The sequence below is a fragment of the Lactobacillus sp. B4015 genome, assembly GCF_026536055.1.
GTDB lineage: Bacteria > Bacillota > Bacilli > Lactobacillales > Lactobacillaceae > Lactobacillus > Lactobacillus panisapium.
In genome coordinates, this window is the sequence record NZ_JAFNOY010000007.1 from 47,653 (window position 1) to 71,493 (window position 23,841).

At 37.9% G+C, this 23,841-nt stretch carries 21 protein-coding genes; 1 reads left to right on the forward strand and 20 read right to left on the reverse strand.

The features are described from left to right. Window positions 1-165 precede the first annotated feature (165 nt). The 18 genes from J3U71_RS08140 to J3U71_RS08225 all read right to left on the reverse strand — a co-directional run bounded on the left by J3U71_RS08140 (window position 166) and on the right by J3U71_RS08225 (window position 21,079). Window positions 166-1,401: a lactate oxidase gene (locus tag J3U71_RS08140; protein ID WP_220268550.1), complete on the reverse strand. Its 1,236-nt coding sequence runs from the start codon at window positions 1,399-1,401 to the stop codon at window positions 166-168. Window positions 1,402-1,568: 167 nt separating this feature from the next. Further along, window positions 1,569-2,366, reverse strand: coding sequence for a metal ABC transporter permease (locus J3U71_RS08145; protein WP_267393785.1), 798 nt, complete (start codon window positions 2,364-2,366; stop codon window positions 1,569-1,571). After that, window positions 2,366-2,986 carry a metal ABC transporter ATP-binding protein gene (locus J3U71_RS08150; RefSeq protein ID WP_267393851.1) on the reverse strand — a complete coding sequence of 207 codons (621 nt, stop codon included), beginning with the start codon at window positions 2,984-2,986 and terminating at the stop codon, window positions 2,366-2,368. The genes J3U71_RS08145 and J3U71_RS08150 overlap by 1 nt, the downstream gene beginning before the upstream one ends. Before the next feature lie 53 nt (window positions 2,987-3,039). Further along, window positions 3,040-4,182, reverse strand: a complete 1,143-nt coding sequence (locus tag J3U71_RS08155) for an SLAP domain-containing protein (protein ID WP_267393783.1) — start codon at window positions 4,180-4,182, stop codon at window positions 3,040-3,042. 19 nt (window positions 4,183-4,201) lie between these two features. Further along, window positions 4,202-5,101 carry a metal ABC transporter solute-binding protein, Zn/Mn family gene (locus J3U71_RS08160; RefSeq protein WP_374106524.1) on the reverse strand — a complete coding sequence of 300 codons (900 nt, stop codon included), beginning with the start codon at window positions 5,099-5,101 and terminating at the stop codon, window positions 4,202-4,204. A gap of 596 nt (window positions 5,102-5,697) precedes the next feature. Further along, window positions 5,698-7,167 (reverse strand): glycoside hydrolase family 1 protein, encoded by a 1,470-nt coding sequence (locus J3U71_RS08165; RefSeq protein ID WP_267393781.1) that lies wholly within the window; start codon window positions 7,165-7,167, stop codon window positions 5,698-5,700. Between the two features lie 44 nt (window positions 7,168-7,211). Continuing rightward, window positions 7,212-8,471, reverse strand: a complete 1,260-nt coding sequence (locus J3U71_RS08170; protein ID WP_267393779.1) for a PTS sugar transporter subunit IIC — start codon at window positions 8,469-8,471, stop codon at window positions 7,212-7,214. 225 nt (window positions 8,472-8,696) lie between these two features. Next, on the reverse strand, window positions 8,697-9,422 hold the full coding sequence (locus tag J3U71_RS08175) for an LrgB family protein (RefSeq protein ID WP_220220208.1): 726 nt from the start codon (window positions 9,420-9,422) through the stop codon (window positions 8,697-8,699). After that, entirely contained in the window at window positions 9,422-9,865 is a 444-nt protein-coding gene (locus tag J3U71_RS08180; protein WP_220268555.1) for a CidA/LrgA family protein, read from the reverse strand. Before J3U71_RS08180 ends, J3U71_RS08175 begins: the two co-directional genes overlap by 1 nt. A 148-nt stretch (window positions 9,866-10,013) precedes the next feature. Further along, window positions 10,014-10,748, reverse strand: a complete 735-nt coding sequence (locus J3U71_RS08185; RefSeq protein ID WP_267393775.1) for a LytTR family transcriptional regulator DNA-binding domain-containing protein — start codon at window positions 10,746-10,748, stop codon at window positions 10,014-10,016. Window positions 10,749-10,766: 18 nt separating this feature from the next. Beyond that, window positions 10,767-12,458 carry a LytS/YhcK type 5TM receptor domain-containing protein gene (locus J3U71_RS08190; protein ID WP_267393849.1) on the reverse strand — a complete coding sequence of 564 codons (1,692 nt, stop codon included), beginning with the start codon at window positions 12,456-12,458 and terminating at the stop codon, window positions 10,767-10,769. A gap of 287 nt (window positions 12,459-12,745) precedes the next feature. Further along, a complete protein-coding gene (locus tag J3U71_RS08195; RefSeq protein WP_267393773.1) occupies window positions 12,746-14,707 on the reverse strand; it encodes a PTS fructose transporter subunit IIABC in 1,962 nt (653 codons plus the stop codon). Between the two features lie 15 nt (window positions 14,708-14,722). After that, entirely contained in the window at window positions 14,723-15,637 is a 915-nt protein-coding gene (gene pfkB / locus J3U71_RS08200) for a 1-phosphofructokinase (RefSeq protein ID WP_103752969.1), read from the reverse strand. Beyond that, entirely contained in the window at window positions 15,638-16,393 is a 756-nt protein-coding gene (locus tag J3U71_RS08205) for a DeoR/GlpR family DNA-binding transcription regulator (protein WP_220220213.1), read from the reverse strand. Between the two features lie 188 nt (window positions 16,394-16,581). Next, window positions 16,582-17,985, reverse strand: a complete 1,404-nt coding sequence (locus tag J3U71_RS08210; protein ID WP_267393771.1) for an MDR family MFS transporter — start codon at window positions 17,983-17,985, stop codon at window positions 16,582-16,584. A gap of 48 nt (window positions 17,986-18,033) precedes the next feature. After that, window positions 18,034-18,486 carry a MarR family winged helix-turn-helix transcriptional regulator gene (locus J3U71_RS08215; protein WP_220220215.1) on the reverse strand — a complete coding sequence of 151 codons (453 nt, stop codon included), beginning with the start codon at window positions 18,484-18,486 and terminating at the stop codon, window positions 18,034-18,036. 201 nt (window positions 18,487-18,687) lie between these two features. Then, window positions 18,688-19,851 carry a GNAT family N-acetyltransferase gene (locus J3U71_RS08220; RefSeq protein WP_267393768.1) on the reverse strand — a complete coding sequence of 388 codons (1,164 nt, stop codon included), beginning with the start codon at window positions 19,849-19,851 and terminating at the stop codon, window positions 18,688-18,690. Beyond that, a complete protein-coding gene (locus tag J3U71_RS08225) occupies window positions 19,838-21,079 on the reverse strand; it encodes a PTS sugar transporter subunit IIC (RefSeq protein WP_267393766.1) in 1,242 nt (413 codons plus the stop codon). Before J3U71_RS08225 ends, J3U71_RS08220 begins: the two co-directional genes overlap by 14 nt. A 260-nt stretch (window positions 21,080-21,339) precedes the next feature. Between J3U71_RS08225 and J3U71_RS08230 the strand changes: the two genes are divergently transcribed. Continuing rightward, on the forward strand, window positions 21,340-22,686 hold the full coding sequence (locus J3U71_RS08230) for a threonine/serine ThrE exporter family protein (protein ID WP_220268562.1): 1,347 nt from the start codon (window positions 21,340-21,342) through the stop codon (window positions 22,684-22,686). Between the two features lie 308 nt (window positions 22,687-22,994). Here the strand turns inward: J3U71_RS08230 and J3U71_RS08235 are convergent, their stop codons facing one another. Then, entirely contained in the window at window positions 22,995-23,273 is a 279-nt protein-coding gene (locus J3U71_RS08235; RefSeq protein ID WP_164715410.1) for a helix-turn-helix domain-containing protein, read from the reverse strand. Beyond that, on the reverse strand, window positions 23,263-23,619 hold the full coding sequence (locus tag J3U71_RS08240) for a type II toxin-antitoxin system RelE/ParE family toxin (RefSeq protein WP_267393764.1): 357 nt from the start codon (window positions 23,617-23,619) through the stop codon (window positions 23,263-23,265). Before J3U71_RS08240 ends, J3U71_RS08235 begins: the two co-directional genes overlap by 11 nt. Window positions 23,620-23,841: the final 222 nt, after the last annotated feature.

Sequence of the window (23,841 nt, forward strand, 5' to 3'; positions counted from 1 at the left end):
ATTATTAGCTTTTACATTATAGCAATTATAATAATATAAATATTAAATTACAACGTCATATTTGACTTTTTTTCTCATTTTTGATAGCCAAAATAAAAAATGTTCTGCTTACTAACCTTGTTAGATTGTAAATGCAGAACATTTTCGTTAATAATATTTAAAATTCTATTCTTGAGAAGCACCAGAAACAGCATCGGTTGCTGAATCCTCTTCTTTTAGCTGATTATCATTAGTTACAGGATATGGGGTAATTCTTGATGGATCAGTATTTGATTTCAAGTTATCAGCAGTATAGTTGAAATGAGTCAACCGGGCATGCTTGATATCTGCAATTGTCTTGCAACCAGTCAATTGCATATCAATTAGCAATTCCTGGTTAAGTTGTTCAATCACTGATTGAACGCCCTTTGCACCGCCAAGTGCCAAGCCGTATAGATATGGACGACCAATTCCGACCAAATCAGCACCAAGGGCTAAAGCCTTGAAGACATGCGAACCGCGCCGTACGCCTGAATCAAAGATGATTGGTACACGGTGGTCAACTGCCTTAGCAATTTCTGGCAACATGTCGATTGTTGCTGGACCACAGTCAATTTCACGACCACCATGATTAGTTACGTAAATTCCGTCAGCACCGGCACCCATTGCTAAGAAGGCATCTTCAGCACAAACAACACCTTTGACAAAGACAGGTAAGCCTGACATTTCCTTAATCCGCTTAATATCTTCTGGGCCAATCTTTTGTGCCGAAGAAGCATACATTTGCGCAACAGTTTGACCTTCACCCTTTGCGCCTTGATAGCGGGTAAAGAAATCTAGTGGAACTGGATAAGCAAATTTAGTTCTTAAGTTAGCTTCACGAAAACCGGAAACAAGAGCATCAACAGTTAAGAAAATGCCAGAATAACCGGCTTTTTTGACCGCATCAAAGACCATCTTATTAAAATCCCAGTCTTTACTTAAATAAAGTTGGAAAAATCTTGGTGCATTAGGAGCAGCGGCCGCAATATCCTCAACACTCTTGTTTGCGTAAGTACTGGATGTAAATAGTGCACCAGCCGCAGCTGCACCCTTTTGTGTAGCAACTTCAGCATCCTTATGCGCAATACCGTGGCAAGCTATTGGTGAAATTATTACCGGCGTTTTCAGCTTCATTCCCATAAACTCGGTATCAAGTTGCGGGCTATCCATATTAGTCAACGCACGGGGCACAATCTGAAAATGATTAAACGCAGCAGTATTATTACGCCATGTCCACTCATTCTCCGAGCCAGAGGCAATGTAATAATAAGCTCCTTCTGGCATGACTTCTTTTGCACGCTCCTCAAGCTCATCGAGGTTAATCATGCTTATTGCTTCGTCTCGATCACTTTGAGGAAACCCATTATAATATGATGTCATTGGTAAGACTCCTTTGTTTAAAACTATCTACTTCTATTATACATGGAAATGCTTACAATAGTTAGTGAATTTTTAAAAAGAATGTTATTCTGTTAAGCCTCTTGCTGTATATTTTTTCACAAGCAAAAGAAGAAAACCTGCTTTTGCAAATTTTCTTCTTAACTATTTTATAGACTACGTCTAAATAAATGTATGAAGTAAGTAATAAGATAAATTACAACTTCAATTACGGCAATGAAAAAGGTAACTGGTAAATTGGTAATAAAACCAAGATATAACCCTAGCCAAACACCAACAAGAGCAAAGAAGACAGACCAGGCAATCATTGCGCCAACCGTCTTACCCAGATAATTAGCCGTAGCTGGTGGCAAAGTCAGTAAAATAAAAACTAATAATGAACCAACAATTTGTGCACCAATTGATACAGACATTGCTAAGGCAATTAAAAATACCAGACTAACCCAGCCAGTTTTAACCCCATGCGCCAGTGCGCCAATATGATCAAATGAATCAAAATTAAGCTGCTTTTGCATACCGAAAATCATTAATAACACAATGATGGATAAAATAACCAGTTGAACTACGCCGTGCTTATCAACACCGATTATGCTGCCAAACAAAATATTAGTAGCATAATTACTATTGGCACCGGAAATGGCCAAGAATAATACCCCTAGCCCCGTGAACAAGGCAGAAATCGCACTAATTGACGATTCTTTTTGCTCACTGTGCAGTGATAATTCACCAACACTGATTGAACCAAGAAGGGTAAATAATAACATGCCCCATAACGGTCCAATCCCGCACCAGACAGCAAAGGCTGCTCCGGCAAAGCCGATTTCTGATAAGGTATGCGCTAAAAAGCTAAAGTTGCGGGCAACCACATAAACCCCTACGGTACCACAGGTAATCGCAATAAAAGTACTAGCCAAGAAGGCATTGCGCATAAAGTCATATGCAAACATTATTCATAAGCCTCCTTGAAATTCGCCATTTCCCCCTGCTCAATTTTTTGGTGGTTCAAATACAGGTAGTCCTGCATATATTTTTCCGCCAACGGGATATCATGCGTTACAAATAAAACCGTTATTTTGTGTTTTTCATTTAAGTGCTTAATCAACCGCATGAGTTCATCCTTAGCCACTGGATCTAAGCTGGCAGTAGCCTCATCCAAAATAATTACATTTGGACTATCAAGAAGCGCTTGGGCTAGATAAGCACGCTGCTTTTGCCCGCCTGAAGCTTCACCCATCCGCGTATTCCTAATATCGTATAAGTTTGTTTCCTGCAGCTGGGCTTTAATAGTTTTCTTTACCTTGCCCGTTTTAATTAAAGGTGCATTTAAACCAATAAAAGCGGCAATTGATAGCGGGTATTCCGCATCAATATTACGAAACTGGGGAACATAGCCTAAGCGAACACCATCCGCAAATTCAAATGAACCGCTTGACGGTACCAGCATTTTCATTAAAACATTGATTAACGTTGTCTTACCAGTACCATTGGGACCTAAGAGCGCAGTCATCGACCCTTTTTTTAGTTTAAAATTCAAATTTTCAAAAACGGTCTTTTTGTCAAACCTCATTGAGAGATTATTAACTGTTAAAATATCAGACAAATTGCACCTCTGAAACTTTTTTATTTAAAATTGCCAACCTTAGCAAATTGTCCATTATCGATAATATAGTACTTGCGCCCATGAATCTTGACGCGCCCGCCATAAGTTCTAACATAATTGCCCCGCAATAACTTATCCGTGCCAATGCGGATACCATCTTCGTCATAGATATAAGCATTATGCTTTAGGAGCCTTAAGCTGCCGTCAACATTAGTTGCGACAACATACTGATTAGTGCCAACTTGCAAGTACTTTCTACCTTTAATAACTTTCGTGCCATAAACTGTTAACTTAGTCCCAGCCTTCTTAGTTGCCTGCTTAGTTTTGACACCGCTTTGATCGTAAATCAAAGCGTTATGCATTAACAATTTAGTTCCAACTGGTTTAGGTAGTGTGGGAGCTGTTGGTGCAGTTGGCTTAGGCTTAGTTGGCTGCGGCGCAACCGGTGTGGGAGCTGGAGTTACGCTACCAGCTGAGCCATTATCATAATAGTACTTGATGAGGTCAAAAAAGTCGTCCATCGAGTAACCCCATTTAGCAAAATAGCCATCAGGATCGCCATGGTCAGTTCCACCCAAAAATTGAGAAACCGCGCGGTGAGACCAAACAGTTCCCTTGCCATCATGGACGGCATTATCTGGTACCAAGTTATATTTACGCATCACTTGTGCAACGTAAATTGCGTCATTATTAACACTTTTGGCGAAGTCAGAAAGATTATTTTCTTCACATAATTCTACTTGGAAAAAGCGATTATTAGCCTGCGGACCAGCGCCCCAAACGCCATAATCAGTTGACGTCATTTGAATAACGCCAGTCTTGTCAACGAAAGCATGAACATACGAATAAATATTCATCCATTCGCGGTTAAAATAAATTGCCTCATTATAGGCTGAAGCACCAGGCGTCGCTGTCTCGTGAATAACAACACCTTCAGGTTTACCATTACGATAATTAATTTTATTTTGGGCTTGAAAATCGTTAAATGGTATTCCCTTTTGCTGCAACATTTGGTTGAGGTAAGTTATGCCTCCGTAACTATTTTGCTTAGCCATATCATTAATTGAACTGGCATGAACTGCTACTGGCTTAGTTGCAACTGCAGTGACAGTTGGAACTGTTATTCCTGCAGCAAAAGCTAAAGCCGCAATTATTTTCCTCATTTTTCTTTCCTCGTAATAACTATTTTTTGGCTACAGCAGCCAATTTTTGATAATTTTCAGTCATCCATTCAAGGTAAGTTGTCTTAGAAGGAATTGTTTCCCGGACATAGAGAACAGGAATATCCTGCTCTTTAGCCAACTTGATAAAACTGTTAACAGTTGAACTAGAAGTCTGTGAATTAGCAACAAAGAAAGCAATCTTGCGCTGCTTAATTCCCTCTGACATTGCCCGGACAGTTGCAGGACTTGGATCCGTATTATTCTGAATTGCTTGTTCAAATTCTTGATCGGCGACTTTTAAGTGAGCGGCTTCTAATGCGTAATCAAACACAGGTTCACTAACATAAACTGGCTTGCTATTCTTACCATCTATTTGAGAAGCCGATTTTTGAATATGAGCTATTTTACGCAAATACTTTTGCCCGTTATCACGGTAATAGCTTGCATGACGTGGATCTTTTTTACTGAGCTTTCTAACTAAGTAATTAACATACTTTGTTGGCATAGTCAAATCAAACCAGATGTGCGGATTAGCGCCCTTTTTCAAATTCATTAGGTCTTCACCCACAAGCACCGGTTCTTTATCAACCGAAGAAGCAAGTTTATTCATCCAGCCATCATAACCTAATCCGTTAGCGACAACAATGTCAGCATTTGATAATGCTTTGGCATCGTTAGTTGTTGGCTCAAAGTCGTGTGGATCAGCATTGGCGTTTTTAATAATTGCCTGTGCCGTACCATATTTTCCCACCACATTTTGAGCAATATCAGCATAAACGTTGGTCGTAGTCATAATCGAAATTTTACTACTTTTTTGTGGTTTCTGCGTGCAAGCACTGAGTAAGAGGAGAACCAGACCAATTAAAGCCGTACCTGTAAAAATTTTCCTTAATTTAGCAAATGTCATTATTGTTGTCATTCCTTTTCTATTTTATTTTTTTAATAACATAAATTGGACCGTCGCAGCAATAAAAGTTACTTACAATTAATAACCATTATACACTAAACAGAGCCTGAGAAGAAACAATTCTCCTAGGCTAACAAAAAATGCTGAACTTGCAATGTGAACCTCAAGATTTAGGACAGTTTAATAAATTTCAGTTGAGAATTAATTCCCGATATTCAATCGGAATTAGTTCTTTTAGCTTTGCTTATTATAGTAACTGATATATATTTTTATTGGTTTTCAAAGTCGTAAAGCATTTATGGACGCGGTGTCGCTTAAATGCTTACCGAAAATCTGCCCATGATGTATATGGTTAACCGGCAGAAGATTTCTTACCACATGATTAGTAACTTTTACGCCAGTATGCACGTAGTTCATCTAATCAAGCAGTTGTTTTCTTTACTCTAACAATATGCTCTAGGAAGAGTCTAATAATTAACTTGGGTTGCGTAAAGAAGTAAAAAGCAGGCAAAACACTTTTTTCAGTGTATTACCTGCTCTTTTTGCTCAAAGAACTAATTTCTCCCCAGATTCTTGATCTTCACTTTTTCTGCTCAAATAATTTTATGTCAGTTATTATTTTCAATTAATTTTCCATTAGTTTCAATGACCTTTTTATACCAATAAAAAGAATCCTTAGGTATTCGCTTCAAAGTGCCATTGCCATTATCGTCTAGGTCAACATAAATGCAGCCATATCGCTTAGACATTTGAGAAGTGGACGCACTAACTAAATCAAAGGGACTCCACATTAAATAGCCAATTACTTTTACTCCATCTTTAATTGCCTCCAGCACTTGTGCAATATGTTGCTTCAAATAGTCAACTCGATAGGAATCATGAATTTCTCCATTTTCAACCTTATCTGCAGTTCCTAACCCATTCTCAACAATAAACAGCGGGATTTGATATCTATTCCAAAAACCGTTTAAAGTAATACGCAGTCCAATTGGATCTATTTGCCAGCCCCAAGGTGTTTTCTTTAAATATGGATTAGCTTTTCCTAGCGCCATATTGCCATGTTGACTATTGTCTTGCTTAGAGCTTGAGACTGTTAAAGATGAGTAATAACTAAATGCCAAAAAATCGCACTTACCTTCTTCAAGAGTTTTCTGATCGTTTTGCTCCCAATCAATTTGAATCTGATGTTCATTAAAATACCTACTCATAAAACTAGGATATTTGCCTTTGATTTGAACATCACTACAAAAATAATTTAAATTTTCTTTTCTCTGCGCCAAAAGAACGTCTTGAGGGTCACAGGAGTAAGGATAAATTAAATCTTTAGCAATCATGCAGCCAACTTGTGCATTTGGGTCAAGTTTGTGTACTTGCTTAACAGCACATGCACTCGCAAGAAACATATGATGCAAAGACTGATATCGAAGATTTAGTTTTTGATTATTACTAAGTCCATCCTCTAAAGCTCCAGTACCGACAAACCCCCAAGTACCAGAATTTATTTCGTTAAAAGTTATCCAATATCTAACTTTTCCTTTATAACGATTAATAATTACCTCAGTGTACTTTGTAAACAAATCAATTGTTTTTCTACTTGCCCAACCATTTTGTTTTAAAGTTATGTTTAACGGCAAATCAAAATGGTGCATCGTTACTACTGGTTCAATATGATATTTTAAACACTCATTTATAATTTTATCGTAAAATTGGAGACCATCTTGGTTAGGATTTTCTTCAATTCCATTTGGAAAAATTCTTGCCCAAGAAATAGAAAACCGAAATGCACGGTAGCCCATTTCGTGCAATAAGCGAATGTCTTTTTGATAAGAATGATAGAAGTCAATTCCATTTCTTTTTGGATAGCGAGCATCATTATGATCAGCTAATGCACGCTTAATACTGTCTTTAGTTACCTCTGGAAATGCCAACTTTTGCTTGAAATTAGGTTGTGGTACAACCTCAGTTATCGTAACCCCTTTCCCTTTTTCTTTCCATGCTCCTTCTATTTGACTAGCAGCAGTAGCCCCTCCCCACAAAAAATTAGCTGGAAAAGTTTTTGTACATCTTTTATTACTCATATTTTCCTTTCAATCATACCGATTTAACATTTATCTTAAAGTATTTATTCTTTTGCTTCAGGCTCAGAATCAAGTTTCTTAAAAAATGGTAAATATGTGAAGTAACTCATTATACTTATGATTAATTCATAAATAGCCCAGGCAATGCTACCTCCCCCAGCTAAAAAGCCATGAAGGATAATCGGTGTTCCAGTAGGAACGCTAATTCCTGGAAGAATAGGTAACAGACCCATTTTAATTCCTAAAATAGCAATTACTATTCCAATTAAAGGGGTCAGAATAAATGGTATTGCTAATATCGGATTCATCACGATTGGCGTTCCAAAAATCAAAGGCTCATTTATACCAAACAAGTTCGGAATTAAAGATAGTTTACCTAAAATCCGATATTGTTCTTTATGAGCCGTTAGCATTGCAATGCAAAGACCAATCGTTAAACCAGAACCAGCAAAAGTCGCCATTCCGTATATTGCTCCAGTATATATATTAGGAATTGCATGTCCAGCATTAAATGCGGCAAGATTAGCAGCGTCAAGCGGCATCCAAATTCCAATAAAAACAGAGACAACGATCATAACGCCATGAATACCAAATATCCATAACAACTGAGTCAAAAAAACCAATAAAATCATTGTAAACGCATTGTTGCTAAGCATAGTCAATGGTGTTGATATTATTGTATAAATAAAGTTTTGCATACTCTGAAATTTAGTGGCTAAGAACAAGAATCTGATTGCCAAAAAAACAAAAGCTATGATAAAAGAAGGTATTAGTGCAGCAAAGGAACTTGATACAGTAGGAGGAACCCCATCGGGCATTTTAATTGTCCAACCCTTTTTCTTCAAAAAAAGATAAAGTTTAGCTACTATTAATGCAACTAAGAATGATGTAAATAAGCCTTTAGCGCCTAACCATTCACTCGGAACTCCTGTAATTGAGAAAGATTTGTCAACATTAAATGGAGTTACGATTAAAAAGCTGACTAGCGCAATTATTCCAACTTCAAGTCCATATTTTTTGTTTTCATTACCATTTAATTCACAAAACTTATTTGCAATTAAAAACGTGGCATATAAGCTTAAAACGTTAATTGTTACATTTGCTGGTATACTCAAAATCGGTTTTAGGTTCAGTGAAACAAGTAATTTCTGATAAACTGGTATTTGAAGATTATTAATTAAACTACCGATTGCACCTAATATAATAATTGACATTAATGATAATAAACCATCTGAGATTGACTTAACATAAATGTTATTTTGTATCGCTTGAGCACCTTTTAAGAATTTATCTTGTATTTTCATGCATAATTTCCTCCTGCATAATAAAATAGCGCTTTCATCCTAATTTAAAAATTGATCAGTTAATATTATTATAAATTTATGTTTTTTTCGTTCTATACACAAAAGACAGATATTTCATGCTCTTTTTCCAGATTATTATGCAAGCCTACAAACTAAAAAGCGTGCAGAAATTCCCGCACGCTTTTAGTGTAAGTAAACGTATAAACAAATCTTCTAATTCTAAATCTATAATCCAATCATATGTGAAAAGATTGGAACCAACAAATTATCAACTAAAGCAGTTGCTACAACGGCGACAGCCGCCATTGCTCCCTGAATTGATCCTAGTTGCAAGGCAAAAGCAGAGCCAACCGTGTGGCCTGCAGTTCCTAGCCCTAAGCCTGTTCCTAGCGGATCACTGTTTAGTTTGAACCAGTCCACTAATTGTTTGCCAAGAGCATAAATTACAACCGCATTGATAATACATGCCATGGCGGTTACTGAAGCATTGCCTCCGATTGAAGAAGTGAGCGGCATTGCAACAGCAGTAGTAGCGGATTGGCTGAGCATTGATCTAATACCAACCTTATCAAGTCCAACTGCCTTAGACACTAAAGTAATTAATACCATTGAAATAAAAGTACCAACGATTAAGCCCAATAAAATGACGAGCCAATTTTTCTTAACAACATCATTACGTTTATACAATGGTACAGCGAAAGCAATTGTGGCCGGTGTAATAAACCAAAAAATGATGTCGCCACCTGGTTTATAGGCTTTAGCATAAACTGTCGCAGTCGTGACATTAAAATACTTGCCCAGAATAACCAAAACGGCAATTCCCAAAACCATGCTGACAAAAAGTGGCTGAAAGAGGAAAAATCCCTTGGATTTTTTGAATAGCCATTGTCCAATCAAGAAAAGGACCAATGATAAGAAAACGCCAAATAATGGGTTTGCAATATATTTCACTATTTAACACCTCCCACTTTTTTATGATCAACAATACTAGTTTGGTTGCTAGTAATCTTATGAACAGCCCAGCTAAAAAACCGTGTTGTATAAGCAACGACAACCAGCAGAATAATTGTTGAAGCAATAATTACAATTACTAATTGCACTCCTTGCGTTTCCATTATCTTCAGATTAGCTGCTAGTGAAATTCCTGACGGAACAAACATAAAACCAATCAGCGAAATCAACGCACTTCCAAACGAGTCAACCCATTCAACTTTAATAAGATGAAAGGTTAGCAAGAGATAGAGTAAAACTAACCCAATGACTGGCGTTGGCACTGGAAATGATTTTGGCATTAAATCAGATATTATCTGGGATGCAAATAATATTGCAGCATAAATAAACATCTGAACCAAAATCGGCGCTGACTTTGTTTTTTCTGCTTTTCCCTTCTTCATAAGCCATTTCCTTTCTCATTACATCTTTGATTGCCTTCAGTAACTACCTTAACGGAAAAATATTATCTTGAAAGCGATTTAACGGCGAACTGCAAAAAAAGACTTGTGAACTGCACCTAGCAACTTTCACAAGTCCTATTTTTTCTTTTTACATCCCCAGCCGCTCATTCAGATCTTTGCGGTAAGAGCGGCCAACTTGGATTCGATCACCGTTACTCATAATTAACAGCAAAGTATGGTTAAACCAAGGCTGAACTTCCTTAATATCTTCAATATTGACTACAGCACTGCGGTGAACTTGCATAAAACGTGGATCCGTCAGCCGCTTAGCAATCCACGCTAAGGTCTTTTTAGTTTGGTATTTTTGCTTATTAGTTGCGATTGTTAAAACGCCATTATCAATTCTAGCGGAAATAACATCTAGCTTTTTGATTACGGCATTTCGGTCTTCTAGTTCGATGCTTAAAACCTCACGGTCAGTTTTAGTTTGAACCGACTTAGTAGCCTGCACATTTAAGATATTAACCACCTTGGCTAATGCCTGGTCAATCCGCTTTTGTTCAAACGGTTTTAAAACATAATCCAATGCGCCAACATCAAAGGCCTTAACTGCATACTCATCATAGGCAGTTGCAAAAATGATGATAGGCGAATATGTAAGCTGCTTTAATTCTTCAGCTAGTTCAAAACCGTTTTCCTCATTGAGCGAAATGTCGAGAAACATTAAGTCGATCTGATGCTTTAACAGAATTCCTTGCGCTTCTTTAATGTCTTCAGCCTGATAAAGTTTGATTGCCTGTCCCCGCATGGCCGGGCTTTTTTTAATTAAATACGCTAATTCATTTCTTGCTAGTGGTTCATCATCAACAACTAAAATCTTCATCTTAGTTTCCCCTCTTTATTAATTTGCTTTTTTGGCCAACTTTAACGGAATTGTCGTCTTAAATGTTGTGCCATTTGCACTAGTTAACACCTTTAACTGACTAGATGTTCCGTATAAATTGATTAAGCGCTTATTTAAATTATAAAGTGCCAGTCCACTCCCCTTTGATTCGCTGATTGGTTCTTGACCTAGCCTGCTTAAAATCTGCGGATCAATTCCGCTACCATTGTCACTAACGCTGATTGCAAGATTTGCACCCTTTCTGTTCAGATTGACCCTAATCTGATTACCGGTTTTACGCCCTTTAAAAGCATGCCGAATCGCATTTTCAATAAAAATCTGAAGACAAAAAGACGGCAGCAAAGTCTCATTTGGAACTTCGATCTGGTAGTTAACTGTAAATTTATTAGGAAAGCGCAGGCTTTCTATCTTAGTATATGCTTCTACGTGCTGCTTTTCCTGCTCAAGCGTAACCTCTTTAGCCTGGCCATTCTTTAAGCTCGACCGAAAAAATGTACTTAATTCCATTAAAGCATCATGAGCCTGATCAACGTCGACCCGCATTAAGGCAACAATTGTATTAACCGCATTGAAGAAAAAATGGGGATTAATCTGAACTTGTAGCGCCCTAATTTCTGCTTCGTTGAGTAGCGCGGTCTGCTGCTCGGTAATTCCGATTGCCAATTGACCGGAAAAAATCATGGCAAGACCACGCACTAAATTTTCTTCAACTACGGTCATCTCTCTTCCCTCACAAAAATATAGTTTTAAGGCACCAATTGTTTTCTTATTAACTTGAAGAGGACACACAATTGCCGATGTTAAGGGACAGCCTTTGTGCGGGCAGCCAATTTCTTCTTTAGAATGAGCCAATTTTTCCTTGCCCGTCGCAATTACCGTTTTTGACATATCAGTAATAACTGGTTCGCCAGCAATATGATGGTCCTGGCCGGCACCAACATGGGCTAAGACGTTAACTCTATCGGTTAAACCCACGGCATCAAACTTTGTATATTTTTTGATAATGTGACAGACATGAGCGGCCGAATTAAGATCCAAGCCGTGTCTAAAATAGGGCAGAGTTTTATTGGTTAATTCCAGAACATCCTTTGTCTGCACTGCCCGCAGTTGCCGTTCATTTGATAAATAAGTTTTTAAAATCTCAATAAACAGGCTGGAACCAATTGTGTTTAACAAAATCATCGGAATAAAGATCAGTTTAATTAGGCCAAAGCCGTGAAAAGCAAAGATAAAGGCCATTTGGATCAGTTCCGCGAACAATGATAAAACGGCAACCCAAAAAGATGACGGATAAAGACTATTCTTTTTTACCCTGTCTCCCAGAACCCCAATAAGATAGCCAATCAGAACTGAACTAGCAATGTAAAAATAATCGGAAAAGCCACCAAAGATAACCCGGTGCAACCCGCCAACAAGCCCCACCAGCATGCCAACATAGGGACCTGCAGTTAAGCTAGCAGTGGTAATAACCAGCATTCGGGTGTTAGCAATTGAATCGGTCTGCGGCAAGCCAGTAATTATTAGCGGCGTAACAATTTCTTTTGAGCTAGAAATTTCCACTCCGGTTAAGTTGGCAATAACAACAAATAAGGAAAAAATTACGAATAACCAAATCTGCGACTTTAGTGTTCTTTTTTCAATTAAGTTTCTGAAAAAGCGCATATTAACCAGCATGAAAGCAAGAATCATGATTATTCCTAGTCTTTCCGCCAGCAAAATGAATAAATTAAACACGATATTCTCCGTCTCACTAATATATTGAACTATCCCCTTTTTAACACTTTAGTATTACATATAATCTAGTTTAACTTAGAGAAATCGGATTCAACTGCCAAAATTGACAGGTCAAATGGCAAAAATGCGGGGTTAAATTACCACTTTTATTTATTAAGTGGCGGTTAATTAATGGCACTAATTTTGCTAGCAAAAAAACGCCACCTATTAAAGTGACGTTTTTAAACGAATTGGTAAATTAATTAATTTTCGGTTTTAATTGCTTTTTTCCATAAGCCCAAGATCACCCCGGCCACAATTGAACCAACAATCGTAGCTACAAAGTAGAGCAAAATGTGGTTAGCAAGTGGTGATACCCAAAGACCCCCGTGAGGTGCGGGAACACCGATGCGCCAGAAGCCAACTAAAGCTCCACCAACTGCTGAACCGATGATACATGATGGAATAACGTGACCAGCATCAGCGGCAGCAAATGGAATTGCACCTTCGGTAATGAATGAGAAACCTAGAATCCAGTTAGTAATTCCGGCACGGCGCTCATCTTCAGTGTACTTGTTCTTGAAGAAAGTAGTTGCAATTGCAGTAGCAAATGGTGGTACCATTCCGCCGACCATAACTGCAGCCATCATTACGGCAGCAACCGTTGAATGAGGGTCATTGGCAAACGCACCTGATGCAAAGACATAAGCAGCCTTGTTGAAAGGTCCACCCATATCGATTGACATCATCGCAGCCAAGATGGTCGTCAAAACAACTAAGTTACCAGTACCCATTTGGTTTAAGAAGTTAGTAATTGCAAAGTTAATTGTACTGAAGATTGGGTTAACAATGTAGTACATAATCAGTGCAATCAGCAGCAAACTCAGAATTGGGTAAATAAGCATTGGCTTCATACCCTCAAGTGATTTTGGCAACTTAGCAAACAATTTCTTCAAGCCAACTACCAAGTAACCGGCAATGAAACCTGATGCAAGACCACCAAGGAAACCAGCTGGTGACTTAGCGTTAGTTAAGACATTAGCTACGTAAGCACCACCATAGGCACCGCTATAGACAGTGGCCATAAAACCACCGACGAAACCTGGCATTAAAGCAGGTAAGTCGCCGATTGATTCAGCAATGTAACCTGAAAGAATTGGCACCATGAAGGCAAAGGCCATATTTCCGGCATTGTTGAGGAAAATGAAGGCAGGTGACTTTGGTCCGCCAGCATAGTTTTCCACAATGAAGGAAATAGCCATTAAAATACCACCACCGATAACAAACGGCAACATGTGAGAAACACCATTCATTAGGTTTTGGTAAATTGAACCCCAGAAGCCCTTCTTAGAGTCTTCGGATTCTTGTGCAGCTTGACCATCGGAATGGTAAACACTAGCCTTTGAATCAAGGATAGTTTCAACTAATTCGTCAGGTTTATTAATACCGTCAACAACAGGTCGGCTGATCAATGGCTTACCGTCAAAACGGGGCATGTCGACTTTCTTATCAGAGGCAATGATAACACCCTTTGCCCGCTTAATTTCGTCAGCGGTCAACTTGTCCTTAACGCCTTCGGAACCATTCGTTTCAATTCGAACATCAGCACCTTGTGCTTTACCGGCCTTAATGATTGCTTCTTGTGCCATATAAGTGTGGGCAATCCCATTAATACATGCAGTAACCCCAACAATTAGCGGCTTGTCTGCATCACCGCTATTACTTGCACTAGCAGCTTGTTCTTTTTCGGCTTTTTTATCAGCATCGCTTTTTTGTTCAGCATCTTCAAATAGCTTGATTACTTCTTCAGGTGATTGGGCATTCTTTAATGCCGCAACCAAATCCGGGTTAATCAGTAAGCCTGATAGCTTAGCCAAAGCTTGCAAGTGAGTATTATCAGCACCATCTGGTGCGGTAATCATAAAGAATAAATAAACTGGTTGGCCATCAAGTGAATTATAATCAATTCCTTGTTCACTTTTGGCAAAAAGAACACGAGCCTTATTAATTGCCTTGTTACGAGCGTGTGGCATTGCAATGCCATCGCCAATACCAGTTGTTGATTCATTTTCACGTGCCCAAATCGATTTGATGAATTCATCTTCATCATTAACAATCCCGGTCTTGACTTCCAAATCAGCCATTTCCTTGATTGCATCTTCTTTGTTTGTCGCTTTAAGCGACATAATCATCGATTCAGGAGCTAAAATATCTTTAATTTGCATTTGAATTCTCCTTCATTACGAAATTTCTTCCACGTTAATTTGTGGTAAGACCGCTTCTATCTGGCTCATGACCGCAATATCCTTGGTAAAGGCTGTAGCAGCACCACAGGCCATTCCGATACGGAAACTTTCAACCGGATCCTTAGTTTTAACGTAAGTTCCGACAAAGCCCGCGATCATTGAATCACCCGCACCAACGGAATTAACAGCAGTTCCAACTGCACCTTTGGCGTGGTAGAAGTGATCTTGAGTAATCAAGTAGCCGCCCTTGCCAGCCATTGAAACCATGACATTTTGTGCACCCATGTCGAGTAACTTATGAGCACATTCAAGCATATCTTGATCAGATGAAAAAGTCGTGTCAAACAAATCGGCAAGTTCATGGTGATTTGGCTTGATTACTAATGGCTTGTAGTTAAGCGTATCAAGTAGAGCCTGACCAGTTGTGTCAATTACAAATTCCGCACCCGCATTTTTAATTTCAGGTAATAATTCTTGGTAAAAATCAACCGAAAGACTAGGTGCCAAAGAGCCACTTAAGACAACAATGTCGCCTTTTTGTAAATCACTTAAGCGTGACTTAAAAGCCGTAATTTCCTGATCAGTAATGTTAGGTCCAGCAGCATTAATTTCTGTTTCAGCTTGGGCATGTACCTTAACGTTAACCCGCGTATCATCAGAAATAGTGACAAAGTCATTGACAATGCGGCGCTGATTTAATTGCCGGACCAATTCTTTGCCAGTAAAGCCACCAACAAAGCCCCAAGCAGTATTATCAATTTTTAACTGGTTAAGAATTTGCGAGACGTTAATCCCCTTACCTCCAGCTAAAAATGAACAATTATTGCTACGGTTGACACTGCCGCTTTCCACCTTTTCTAATTGGATGACATAATCCAAAGCAGGGTTAACAGTAACCGTATATATCATCTATTTGGCCTCCTTCAAATCTACTTTAGCAGGTAAAGTATTTTTATGTTGCGTGTTTAACACGGTCGTAATCACGGTAATATTTTTAGCATTGCCAAAAATGGCAAAATTGCGTTCACCAATTTTAGAAGCATCAGTTAGAACATAAGTATGATCTGACCGAGCAATTTCCATTTTCTTGATTGCCGCTTCTTCGGGATCCGGTGTGGTTAGATTGCCTAGACGATCAATCCCGTTGGTACCGATAAAACAAGCCGCAAAATTCATATTCTGCAGCTGCTGAAGTGCGGATTCGCCCACAACCGCGTGAGTATCCTCCTTGATCTTGCCGCCTAAAAGCATGGTACTAATGCCGTGCCCAACAGCACTAAGCGCTGTTTCAATCCCATTAGTGACAATTGTGACTCCCGGAACTTCCGCGAGAAACGGCACCATTTCATAGCTGGTTGTTCCCGCATCAATAAATAGGTAATCATTTTCGTGCACATAATGCTTAACCGCATACCGGGCAATGCGAACTTTATCATCGTGATTCATTGTGAAGCGAATATGCTGCGAAACATCGTGAGCAAAATTTTTCACTGATTGTGCCCCGCCATGAACGCGTTTGACTAAACCCTTTTTTTCGAGCTGAATCAAATCTCGACGAATCGTTGATTCTGAGGTCGCTGTCAATTCCGAAAGATCGCAGACCCGACATAATTCATGTTGGTTAATGTAGTTCTCGATTAATTTTCGGCGCTTTTGCGTTAGCATACTTTCCCTTCACCTCCTTGGGTAATTTTATGCGCGTTGCTCGCTAAAAGCAATCATTTTTGCTCAAAAAAATTCATTTTCATGCAAAAGTGAGCAATTATGAGTAATTTAGTCGCTTGCAATGAAAAAATGCTGTAGCGGTTTCAGCCACTCAGCATTTTTAGCTTAATCATCAGATTCTTTATAATTTACTTATGTTCCTCCTTAGCCGAGGGTAAAAAGAATGAACAGCAAAAGCCAATAATGGCAAAAACAAGCATTAAGATAAAGCCTAAATGATAGCCGTTTGCCAGCTGCGCTGCCTTAGTTCCAACCATATTCTTTGCTCCCAAAGTTACAACTAGCATTGCTAAAGCCGTGCCAAGCGATCCCCCAATTTGTCTAATTGTTGAGGAAGCTGCATTGGCATGAGCCGTTAAATCAGCTTGCACTTCATTAATTCCGGCAGTAAAAGTAGTCATCATGGTAAACGAAATACCGACCATGCGCATTGCATAGCACAAACTAATTAAAACCAGGTTCGTTTGAGCATTAAAGATTAGCATTGGCAACGTACCGCATAATAGCATTACAAAGCCGAATAAAGATAACCGCTTAATTCCGTATTTATCATATAAAGTACCAGAAATCGGATTACAAATTATCATAATTAGTGCCCCGGGCATCATTACTAGTCCCGAAATTAACGCGGTTTCCGCACGCGTTGTTTGAAGATAAAGAGGTAAAACCAACTCAATTCCAACCATTGCGATATTACTGATGGTGCTAAGCAAGGTACACAAGTTAAAACGCCGATTTTTAAAAACGCGAATATCAAGCAGTGGCTCTACTATGTGTAATTGCCGGTGACAAAATAGGCAAATAATGACTATCCCAATGACAAACACCAAGATTAACGGCAGTGTAATTTTACCAGTATTACCAATTTCTGATAAAGCATATAGAAGCAGGCCAAAACCCAGAATTGATTCTAAAAACGAAATACCATCAGTTGAATCAAGGTGCGCTGTTGTAATGTTTTGTATCGTAAAAAGCCCAAAAGCCATCACGATTGCACTAGTAACGCTCAAAATAACAAACAACATTTGCCATTCGGCATATTTTAAAATTAAACCCGAAATTGTCGGTCCCACCGCCGGGCCAAAGCCAACGACAAAGCCGGTGATGCCCATCGCTAACCCACGCTTTTCCGGTGGAAACATCAGCAAAATTACGTTTTGAATAAACGGCATTAAGCCTCCAGCAGCTACGGCTTCAATAATTCGTCCGGTCAATAATACATAAAAGTTTGGGGCGAAAATACAAATAACCGAACCGATACAAAAGATTCCCATCATGGTTAAGAAATTTTGCTTTAAACTAAAAGACGCAAAAATCCACGCCGAGATTGGAATCATTAATCCGACCACAAGTAAATATGCAGTAGTGAGCCATTGCGCTGTTGCTTGACTTACCCCAAATGAATTCATGATTGATGGCAGGGCATTATTTAAAAAAGTTTCTGCTAATAAAGCAACAAACGCTCCAAAAAGCAGTACTGTCATCATTACTGCTCGTTTATGACCAGAAACGCTTTTTACCTCTTTTTCCATTATTTTCTCCTTTTAGATAGCATGCTACACTTTTTATAAAAATAACAATTAAAAATTACCAATAATTACATTTAAAATATGTCCCAATTGCTTAACGTCTGCGTCAGATAAACCAGCAACAATCCGCTTATTGACCTTATCCATAATTTCATGAATTGCAGTAATGTTGTCATCAAGCAAAGCAAAACCTTTAGCACTTAATGTCAAAACAATTTGCCGTTGATCATTTTTTAAGTGGGAAGTAGCAATCAAATTATTGTCTTCAAGACGCTTAACGATTCCACGAATCGTGGGGTGGCTTAAGACAAAAGTATCCGCTATTTCTTTTTGGGTAATCGTCCTACCCTTTGAATCATATAAAAATACCAATAATGAAATTTGCGCACCCGTTAAAGAATATTTTTTAAACATTTCTGCAAACCGATTATTCAGCTCTTTTTCAATTACGGTATTGGCTATTTTAATTTTGGGACCAAGTTGGTTTAAAAAGTGATCAGACATTTTCCTTTCCTTTCTTAGTTGCTAATTATGTAGTATACTACATAATCTCTAAAATGGTAATTTTTTTAATTGATTATTTTTGAAAAACAACTATATTTTTATGCACTTTTGCCTAGTTTCATAATTCAGCTCTAGACCATTATTATCAAAAAGCTACGTACTATTGCATACGTAGCTAAATTGAATTTTTATTCTTAAGCATTAAAAATAATCATAAAAACTAACTTTACCTTTAACAAACTCGATCATATTAGAACTATTTGCTTCAATCAATTCTAGGTTAACAGCCTGGCTTAACGTTAAATGCCCTAATAAAACTTTAGTCCAATTAGTTATTGTACCAGAGTAATTAGGTTTCTCTTTCGTTTTAGTACACTTTATTTCCCCCGAATCACGAGTTAGTTTCCAAACGCCGTTATTCCAATTACAAATTTGATCATCTTTTACCTCAAGATTTACTTCATTAGCTCCCCCAAAATTTATGCAAGAAGCAATTTTAGCAAAATCAATAATTCTACTCATCATATAAGGACTAATAGTAATTTTTAAATCCTTTTGTTCTGGAAAATAGTCTTCAATCATCGATTCCTCAGAAGCGATGATTTTAAAATTAGTGCATGTGGAAATATGTCCACCAATAAAATTGAGTAAAGCCAATGCTCCTTCTTTACTTGAGAAATAAATTTCTTCTGCACAGAATTGGCTGTTAATTATACGGTAAAACATATATGCTTGCGAACAACTATTTTCATCGACGTAAACTGCGATAAATCTCCCCGGATAATATGAATCCAAGCGATTCCACCACCATTTTTGCCTAATTACCGTATTTCGCTCATTCCCAGACTCAAGTTGAACTCGGTACATGTTAAGAACTTGCTCTTGTAAATCACGATCATTCCATTTTCCCCGAAGTACTTTTCCCTTTTTTGGTACTTTATAGTGCCTAAACATTTCTGGGTTAATAACATAAGATTTTTGGTAAATCGTATTTTCGTAGCCATACTGTCGATAAAATGTTTCAGACCATGGAGCTAAATTGGAAAATGCAACACCGGAACTATGCAAATCCAGTAAAATTTCTTTCATAATTTTGGAAATATCACCATGTCCGCGATTCTCAGGATATGATGCCACATATCCGACACCTGCCATTTTTACTTTTCGATTAAAAATTTGACTTTTAAAAGAATTAACCATTACGTAGCTTTCTAACTTGCCATTATGAAATTCACCATAGTCATCACTGTGGTTATATCTGCTTTTAAAATTAATATCTTTTTGAACATCATAATTTTTCAAAAAAGCATATTCTACCAGTGAAGATATTTGATTTAATGTAACCTTGTTTTTATTTAACTTCATTTGAGTGTTCCTTTGCCAACATTTGCTTTTCACAGGCTTTAAAGAATGGATAGTACATTATTGCTGCTATAATACATTCAATTGCTGACCAGACACCAGCGCGCCAGTCCCAACCGCAAGCCATCATCGGTCCAATAACTGGTGGCATAGTCCACGGAACCATGGCGACTGGTGCAGATATCCACCCGATTGTAATAAATAAATATGATAATGTAGCTAAAACTAGCGGAATAGCAACAAAAGGAATCATAATCATTGGATTCATAACAATTGGAAAACCAAATATTATAGGCTCATTTATTTCAAATAAAGAACTCGGAAATGCTAACCTACCTAACTCTTTATAAGTTTTACTTTTTGAGAAAAGCATCAATGCACAAAGCGTCAGTGTCGCACCTGTACCTCCTACATTTACCAATAAACTAGAAAAGCCCGAAGCAGTAACATATGGTATGGTCTGATGATGCGCAAATGCTGTTGCGTTAGCAGTTAAGTACTGCAAAAAAATCGGGTCTGATATTCCCTCTAAGGTCATATCACCATGAATCCCACAAATCCAAAGTAAACTTACAAGTAAAGTATAAACTAAAATTCCCGGTAATGTATTCAGTGCAAAAACTACAGGATGAAAAATTGCCTGAACTACTTGATTAATATCAATATTAAGAACTACTTTGACTAACCAAAATAGTCCTAATACAGCTAATCCGGGTAAAAGAGCTACAAAAGAATTTGAAACCGCGATCGGTACTCCTGTGGGTAGTTTAATAACAATATTTTTCTTTATAAAGAAGTAAAAAATAAATGTGGCTACAAAAGCAGTAAAAATCGCAGTAAAAATACCGCTCGAGCCTAGATTATTGTAATCTAACACATGCTTACCATTAAACGAAGTTAAAATAAACGCCATCACTGAAAGACCAACGCTTGAAATCAAATCAATATTAAGTGCCTTCGCTAATTGATAAGCAATTCCAATAGTAGCGAGTAAAGAAATAATTCCAAAAGACGCATTTACTGCCTCTGTTAACATCCAACTATATGGTTTGATCAAGGCTGCCCAAGCTGGAATTGGAATATTACCGATAATCAAAAAAACAGACCCACTAATTACAGCAGGCAAAGTAATGACCAGACCATCGCGAATAGCAACCAAATATTTATTATTTCCAACCTTCGCCATTGGTGGAATAAGCTTATCTTGCATCCATTGCATAAAATTATTCATTCATAATTCCTCCATCTTTATCTTTCCTTTTCATATCCAGTGTAGCGCATACAGTAACATTGGACTAATAGAAAATGATTGGTATATATCAATAACTTTTTTTTATCAATTGGACAGTACGATAAATAAAATTCGGCATTATTTTATTGTTTATTATTAGCTGTTTCCTTTAAACACTCGCTTCTTAATTTTTCATGTTTTTATTTATGATAGAATTAAAATATTATCAACTTAATTATAGAAAGGCATCATGTTAGATAATGGACGAAAACGAATCACAACATCACATTTCATCGCATCACCATATGAAAATTCATTGGAAAGAGTTTTTTAAAAGTTCAGATGACACGCTCGTTAAAGACACAACTCTGGTAGAAAAAAGCTCGCTAGTTGGCCGCGTTGGTATTATGCTTTTAGGCTGCGGAACTGGGGCCTGGCGCGTTCGTGATTCAATGAATACCATAGCGCGGGCGTTAGACATTACTTGTTCTGCTGATATTGGCTTATTAACCATCAGTTATACTTGCTTCGATGTCGATAATAAGTCTTATTCACAAACTTTATCACTGCCAACTACCGGCGTTAACATGAATAAGTTGAATAAAATGGAAGATTTTGTTCGCCGTTTTGAAACAGAAAATGAATACTGGACAATTGGTGCGGTTCATCAGGAACTTAATCAAATTGAAAAGCATACCAAAAGCTACTCGTTAACAATTGCTGCTCTGAGCGCGGGACTTGCCTGTGCCAGCTTTATTTTCTTATTAGGTGGCGGTTTACCAGAAATGATTTGTACCTTTTTTGGCGCTGCCATCGGAAATTACTTCCGTGGCGTAATGGGAAAGCACAAGGTTACTTTGGTGGCCAAAATTGCTGTTGGTGTAGCTATTTCTTGTGCTATTTACTTCTTTTGCTTCCGACTGGGAGAAAAATTCTTAGGTTGGAATTATCATCATGCGTACGGCTATATCGGTTCAATGCTTTACGTTATTCCCGGCTTCCCATTTATTACCTCTGGGCTCGACATGTCAAAGCTGGATATGCGTTCAGGACTTGAACGTCTTTCTTATGCGGTTTTAACCATTATGATTGCAACAATGGTTGGCTGGGGCGTCGCAACCACCCTAAGCTTAAAGCCCGGCTCAATTCCTGAGCTCACACTAAATCCGGTAATGCTAACAGTTTTGCGCCTAATCGCTAGCTTTGGCGGTGTCTACGGTTTCTCGATCATGTTTAATGCCAAACCATCAATGGCAACAGTGGCAGCACTTATCGGAGCTTTTGCCAATACTCTACGCTTGGGACTAGCTGAGTTTAACCATGTTCCTGCTCCTCTTGCAGCTTTTATCGGCTCGCTGTTGGCCGGCTTAGTTGCCAGCTTTGTTCGTGATAAAGTCGGGTTCCCTCGTATTGCAATCACGGTTCCGGCAATCGTTATTATGGTGCCTGGACTTTACATGTATCGCGCTGTTTTCAATTTCGGTGTAACCAACATTAACATTGGTGCTTACTGGATAATGAACGCGTTGATGATTATCACTGCTTTGCCGATTGGACTTCTAACTGCCCGGATTTTAACTGATCCAAAATGGCGTCATGCAGATTAAACACTACCAAGCGGTACTTATTGCTAGGCAAATTAGTAAAGACAAAATTAAGTACTAAAGCAGTCTGGCATGTAGAATGACTTTGTACATTGTGTTTGGCCTCTCGCTATATTTGAAGATTAGTAATTAAATACTAGTAAGACCAAGAGATAATATATACAAAAAACGTTGAACCAGTAAGTTCAACGTTTTTTAATGGTCCAGGAGAATATAATTTTTCCCAGACCTCTTTGATAAATTTAGTAAAAATGGTTTTTGGTTTAAACTCTAATTATAGTTTACAAACAAAATTAAAACCTATATCTGTATTAGTCATAAGAAATAGAAAGGTGTTTACCTACAGCTGCGCCCAGCTTGTCCAATGTCTTAAGTGAAGGATTCATATTACCTTTTTCAATTCGCGTGATAGTTGATTTGCTTACACCAGCCTTTTCTGCTAAATCTCGTTGACTAATTCTTGCATTTTTACGCAATTCAGTAACCGCCACAGCAGCCTCTAGCTGACGACCATACTGATCAGCGTATTCTTTTAATTGAGAATTATTTTTAGTTAATTCTTCAAGCATTTTTTCAGTTTCATTTTTCATTACTATCATCCTTTAAAAATTTAGCTCTAATTGCTTTAGCATGAGTTATTTCTCTCATCGGAGTCTTATTGCTCTTTTTCTTAAAACCATGAGTAATAATATAATGATTTCCTTCTTTATGAAAATAAATAGCTCTTGCGCTATTATTTCCATAATGTGAGCGAATTTCAAATAAGTTTGATTCTAATTTTTTAATCCACTGTTGTTCTTGTGCTATTAGCAAGCCAAACTTACTAATTTTTTCAATTGTAACCAATAATTTTACAGCTTCTTTATGGGGCAATTTACGCCAAAAGACACGAAACTCATCTTTGTCATAGTATTCAAAAACAACTTTTTCTTTCATGTACTCCTCCGTCAAGCATTATGGTAGCATATATGCTACCGTATTACAACTATAATCGCTGCTGCAAAAACACTAATCGTTGAATAAAGTAAGATCTGCCACAATAATGCCCTGAAATTATTCTTATAGTATATATTGACTTTCCATTTATTTATAGCTTAGGAATCAAATATGACTAAGACCTAAAGAAAAAGCATTGAACGCATGCATTCAATGCTTTGA

Excerpts from the sequence above, each read along its gene's own strand:
- J3U71_RS08195 (WP_267393773.1), bottom strand. The coding sequence starts at position 14,707 with ATGCAAATTAAAGATATTTTAGCTCCTGAATCGATGATTATGTCGCTT.
- J3U71_RS08165 (WP_267393781.1), bottom strand. The coding sequence starts at position 7,167 with ATGAGTAATAAAAGATGTACAAAAACTTTTCCAGCTAATTTTTTGTGG.
- J3U71_RS08145 (WP_267393785.1), bottom strand. The coding sequence starts at position 2,366 with ATGTTTGCATATGACTTTATGCGCAATGCCTTCTTGGCTAGTACTTTT.
- J3U71_RS08240 (WP_267393764.1), bottom strand. The coding sequence starts at position 23,619 with ATGAAAGAAAAAGTTGTTTTTGAATACTATGACAAAGATGAGTTTCGT.
- J3U71_RS08220 (WP_267393768.1), bottom strand. The coding sequence starts at position 19,851 with ATGAAGTTAAATAAAAACAAGGTTACATTAAATCAAATATCTTCACTG.
- J3U71_RS08170 (WP_267393779.1), bottom strand. The coding sequence starts at position 8,471 with ATGAAAATACAAGATAAATTCTTAAAAGGTGCTCAAGCGATACAAAAT.
- J3U71_RS08160 (WP_374106524.1), bottom strand. The coding sequence starts at position 5,101 with ATGACAACAATAATGACATTTGCTAAATTAAGGAAAATTTTTACAGGT.
- J3U71_RS08205 (WP_220220213.1), bottom strand. The coding sequence starts at position 16,393 with ATGCTAACGCAAAAGCGCCGAAAATTAATCGAGAACTACATTAACCAA.
- J3U71_RS08215 (WP_220220215.1), bottom strand. The coding sequence starts at position 18,486 with ATGTCTGATCACTTTTTAAACCAACTTGGTCCCAAAATTAAAATAGCC.
- J3U71_RS08230 (WP_220268562.1), top strand. The coding sequence starts at position 21,340 with ATGGACGAAAACGAATCACAACATCACATTTCATCGCATCACCATATG.
- J3U71_RS08225 (WP_267393766.1), bottom strand. The coding sequence starts at position 21,079 with ATGAATAATTTTATGCAATGGATGCAAGATAAGCTTATTCCACCAATG.
- J3U71_RS08140 (WP_220268550.1), bottom strand. The coding sequence starts at position 1,401 with ATGACATCATATTATAATGGGTTTCCTCAAAGTGATCGAGACGAAGCA.
- J3U71_RS08235 (WP_164715410.1), bottom strand. The coding sequence starts at position 23,273 with ATGAAAAATGAAACTGAAAAAATGCTTGAAGAATTAACTAAAAATAAT.
- J3U71_RS08155 (WP_267393783.1), bottom strand. The coding sequence starts at position 4,182 with ATGAGGAAAATAATTGCGGCTTTAGCTTTTGCTGCAGGAATAACAGTT.
- J3U71_RS08185 (WP_267393775.1), bottom strand. The coding sequence starts at position 10,748 with ATGAAGATTTTAGTTGTTGATGATGAACCACTAGCAAGAAATGAATTA.
- pfkB (WP_103752969.1), bottom strand. The coding sequence starts at position 15,637 with ATGATATATACGGTTACTGTTAACCCTGCTTTGGATTATGTCATCCAA.
- J3U71_RS08150 (WP_267393851.1), bottom strand. The coding sequence starts at position 2,986 with ATGAGGTTTGACAAAAAGACCGTTTTTGAAAATTTGAATTTTAAACTA.
- J3U71_RS08180 (WP_220268555.1), bottom strand. The coding sequence starts at position 9,865 with ATGAAGAAGGGAAAAGCAGAAAAAACAAAGTCAGCGCCGATTTTGGTT.
- J3U71_RS08190 (WP_267393849.1), bottom strand. The coding sequence starts at position 12,458 with ATGATTCTTGCTTTCATGCTGGTTAATATGCGCTTTTTCAGAAACTTA.
- J3U71_RS08210 (WP_267393771.1), bottom strand. The coding sequence starts at position 17,985 with ATGGAAAAAGAGGTAAAAAGCGTTTCTGGTCATAAACGAGCAGTAATG.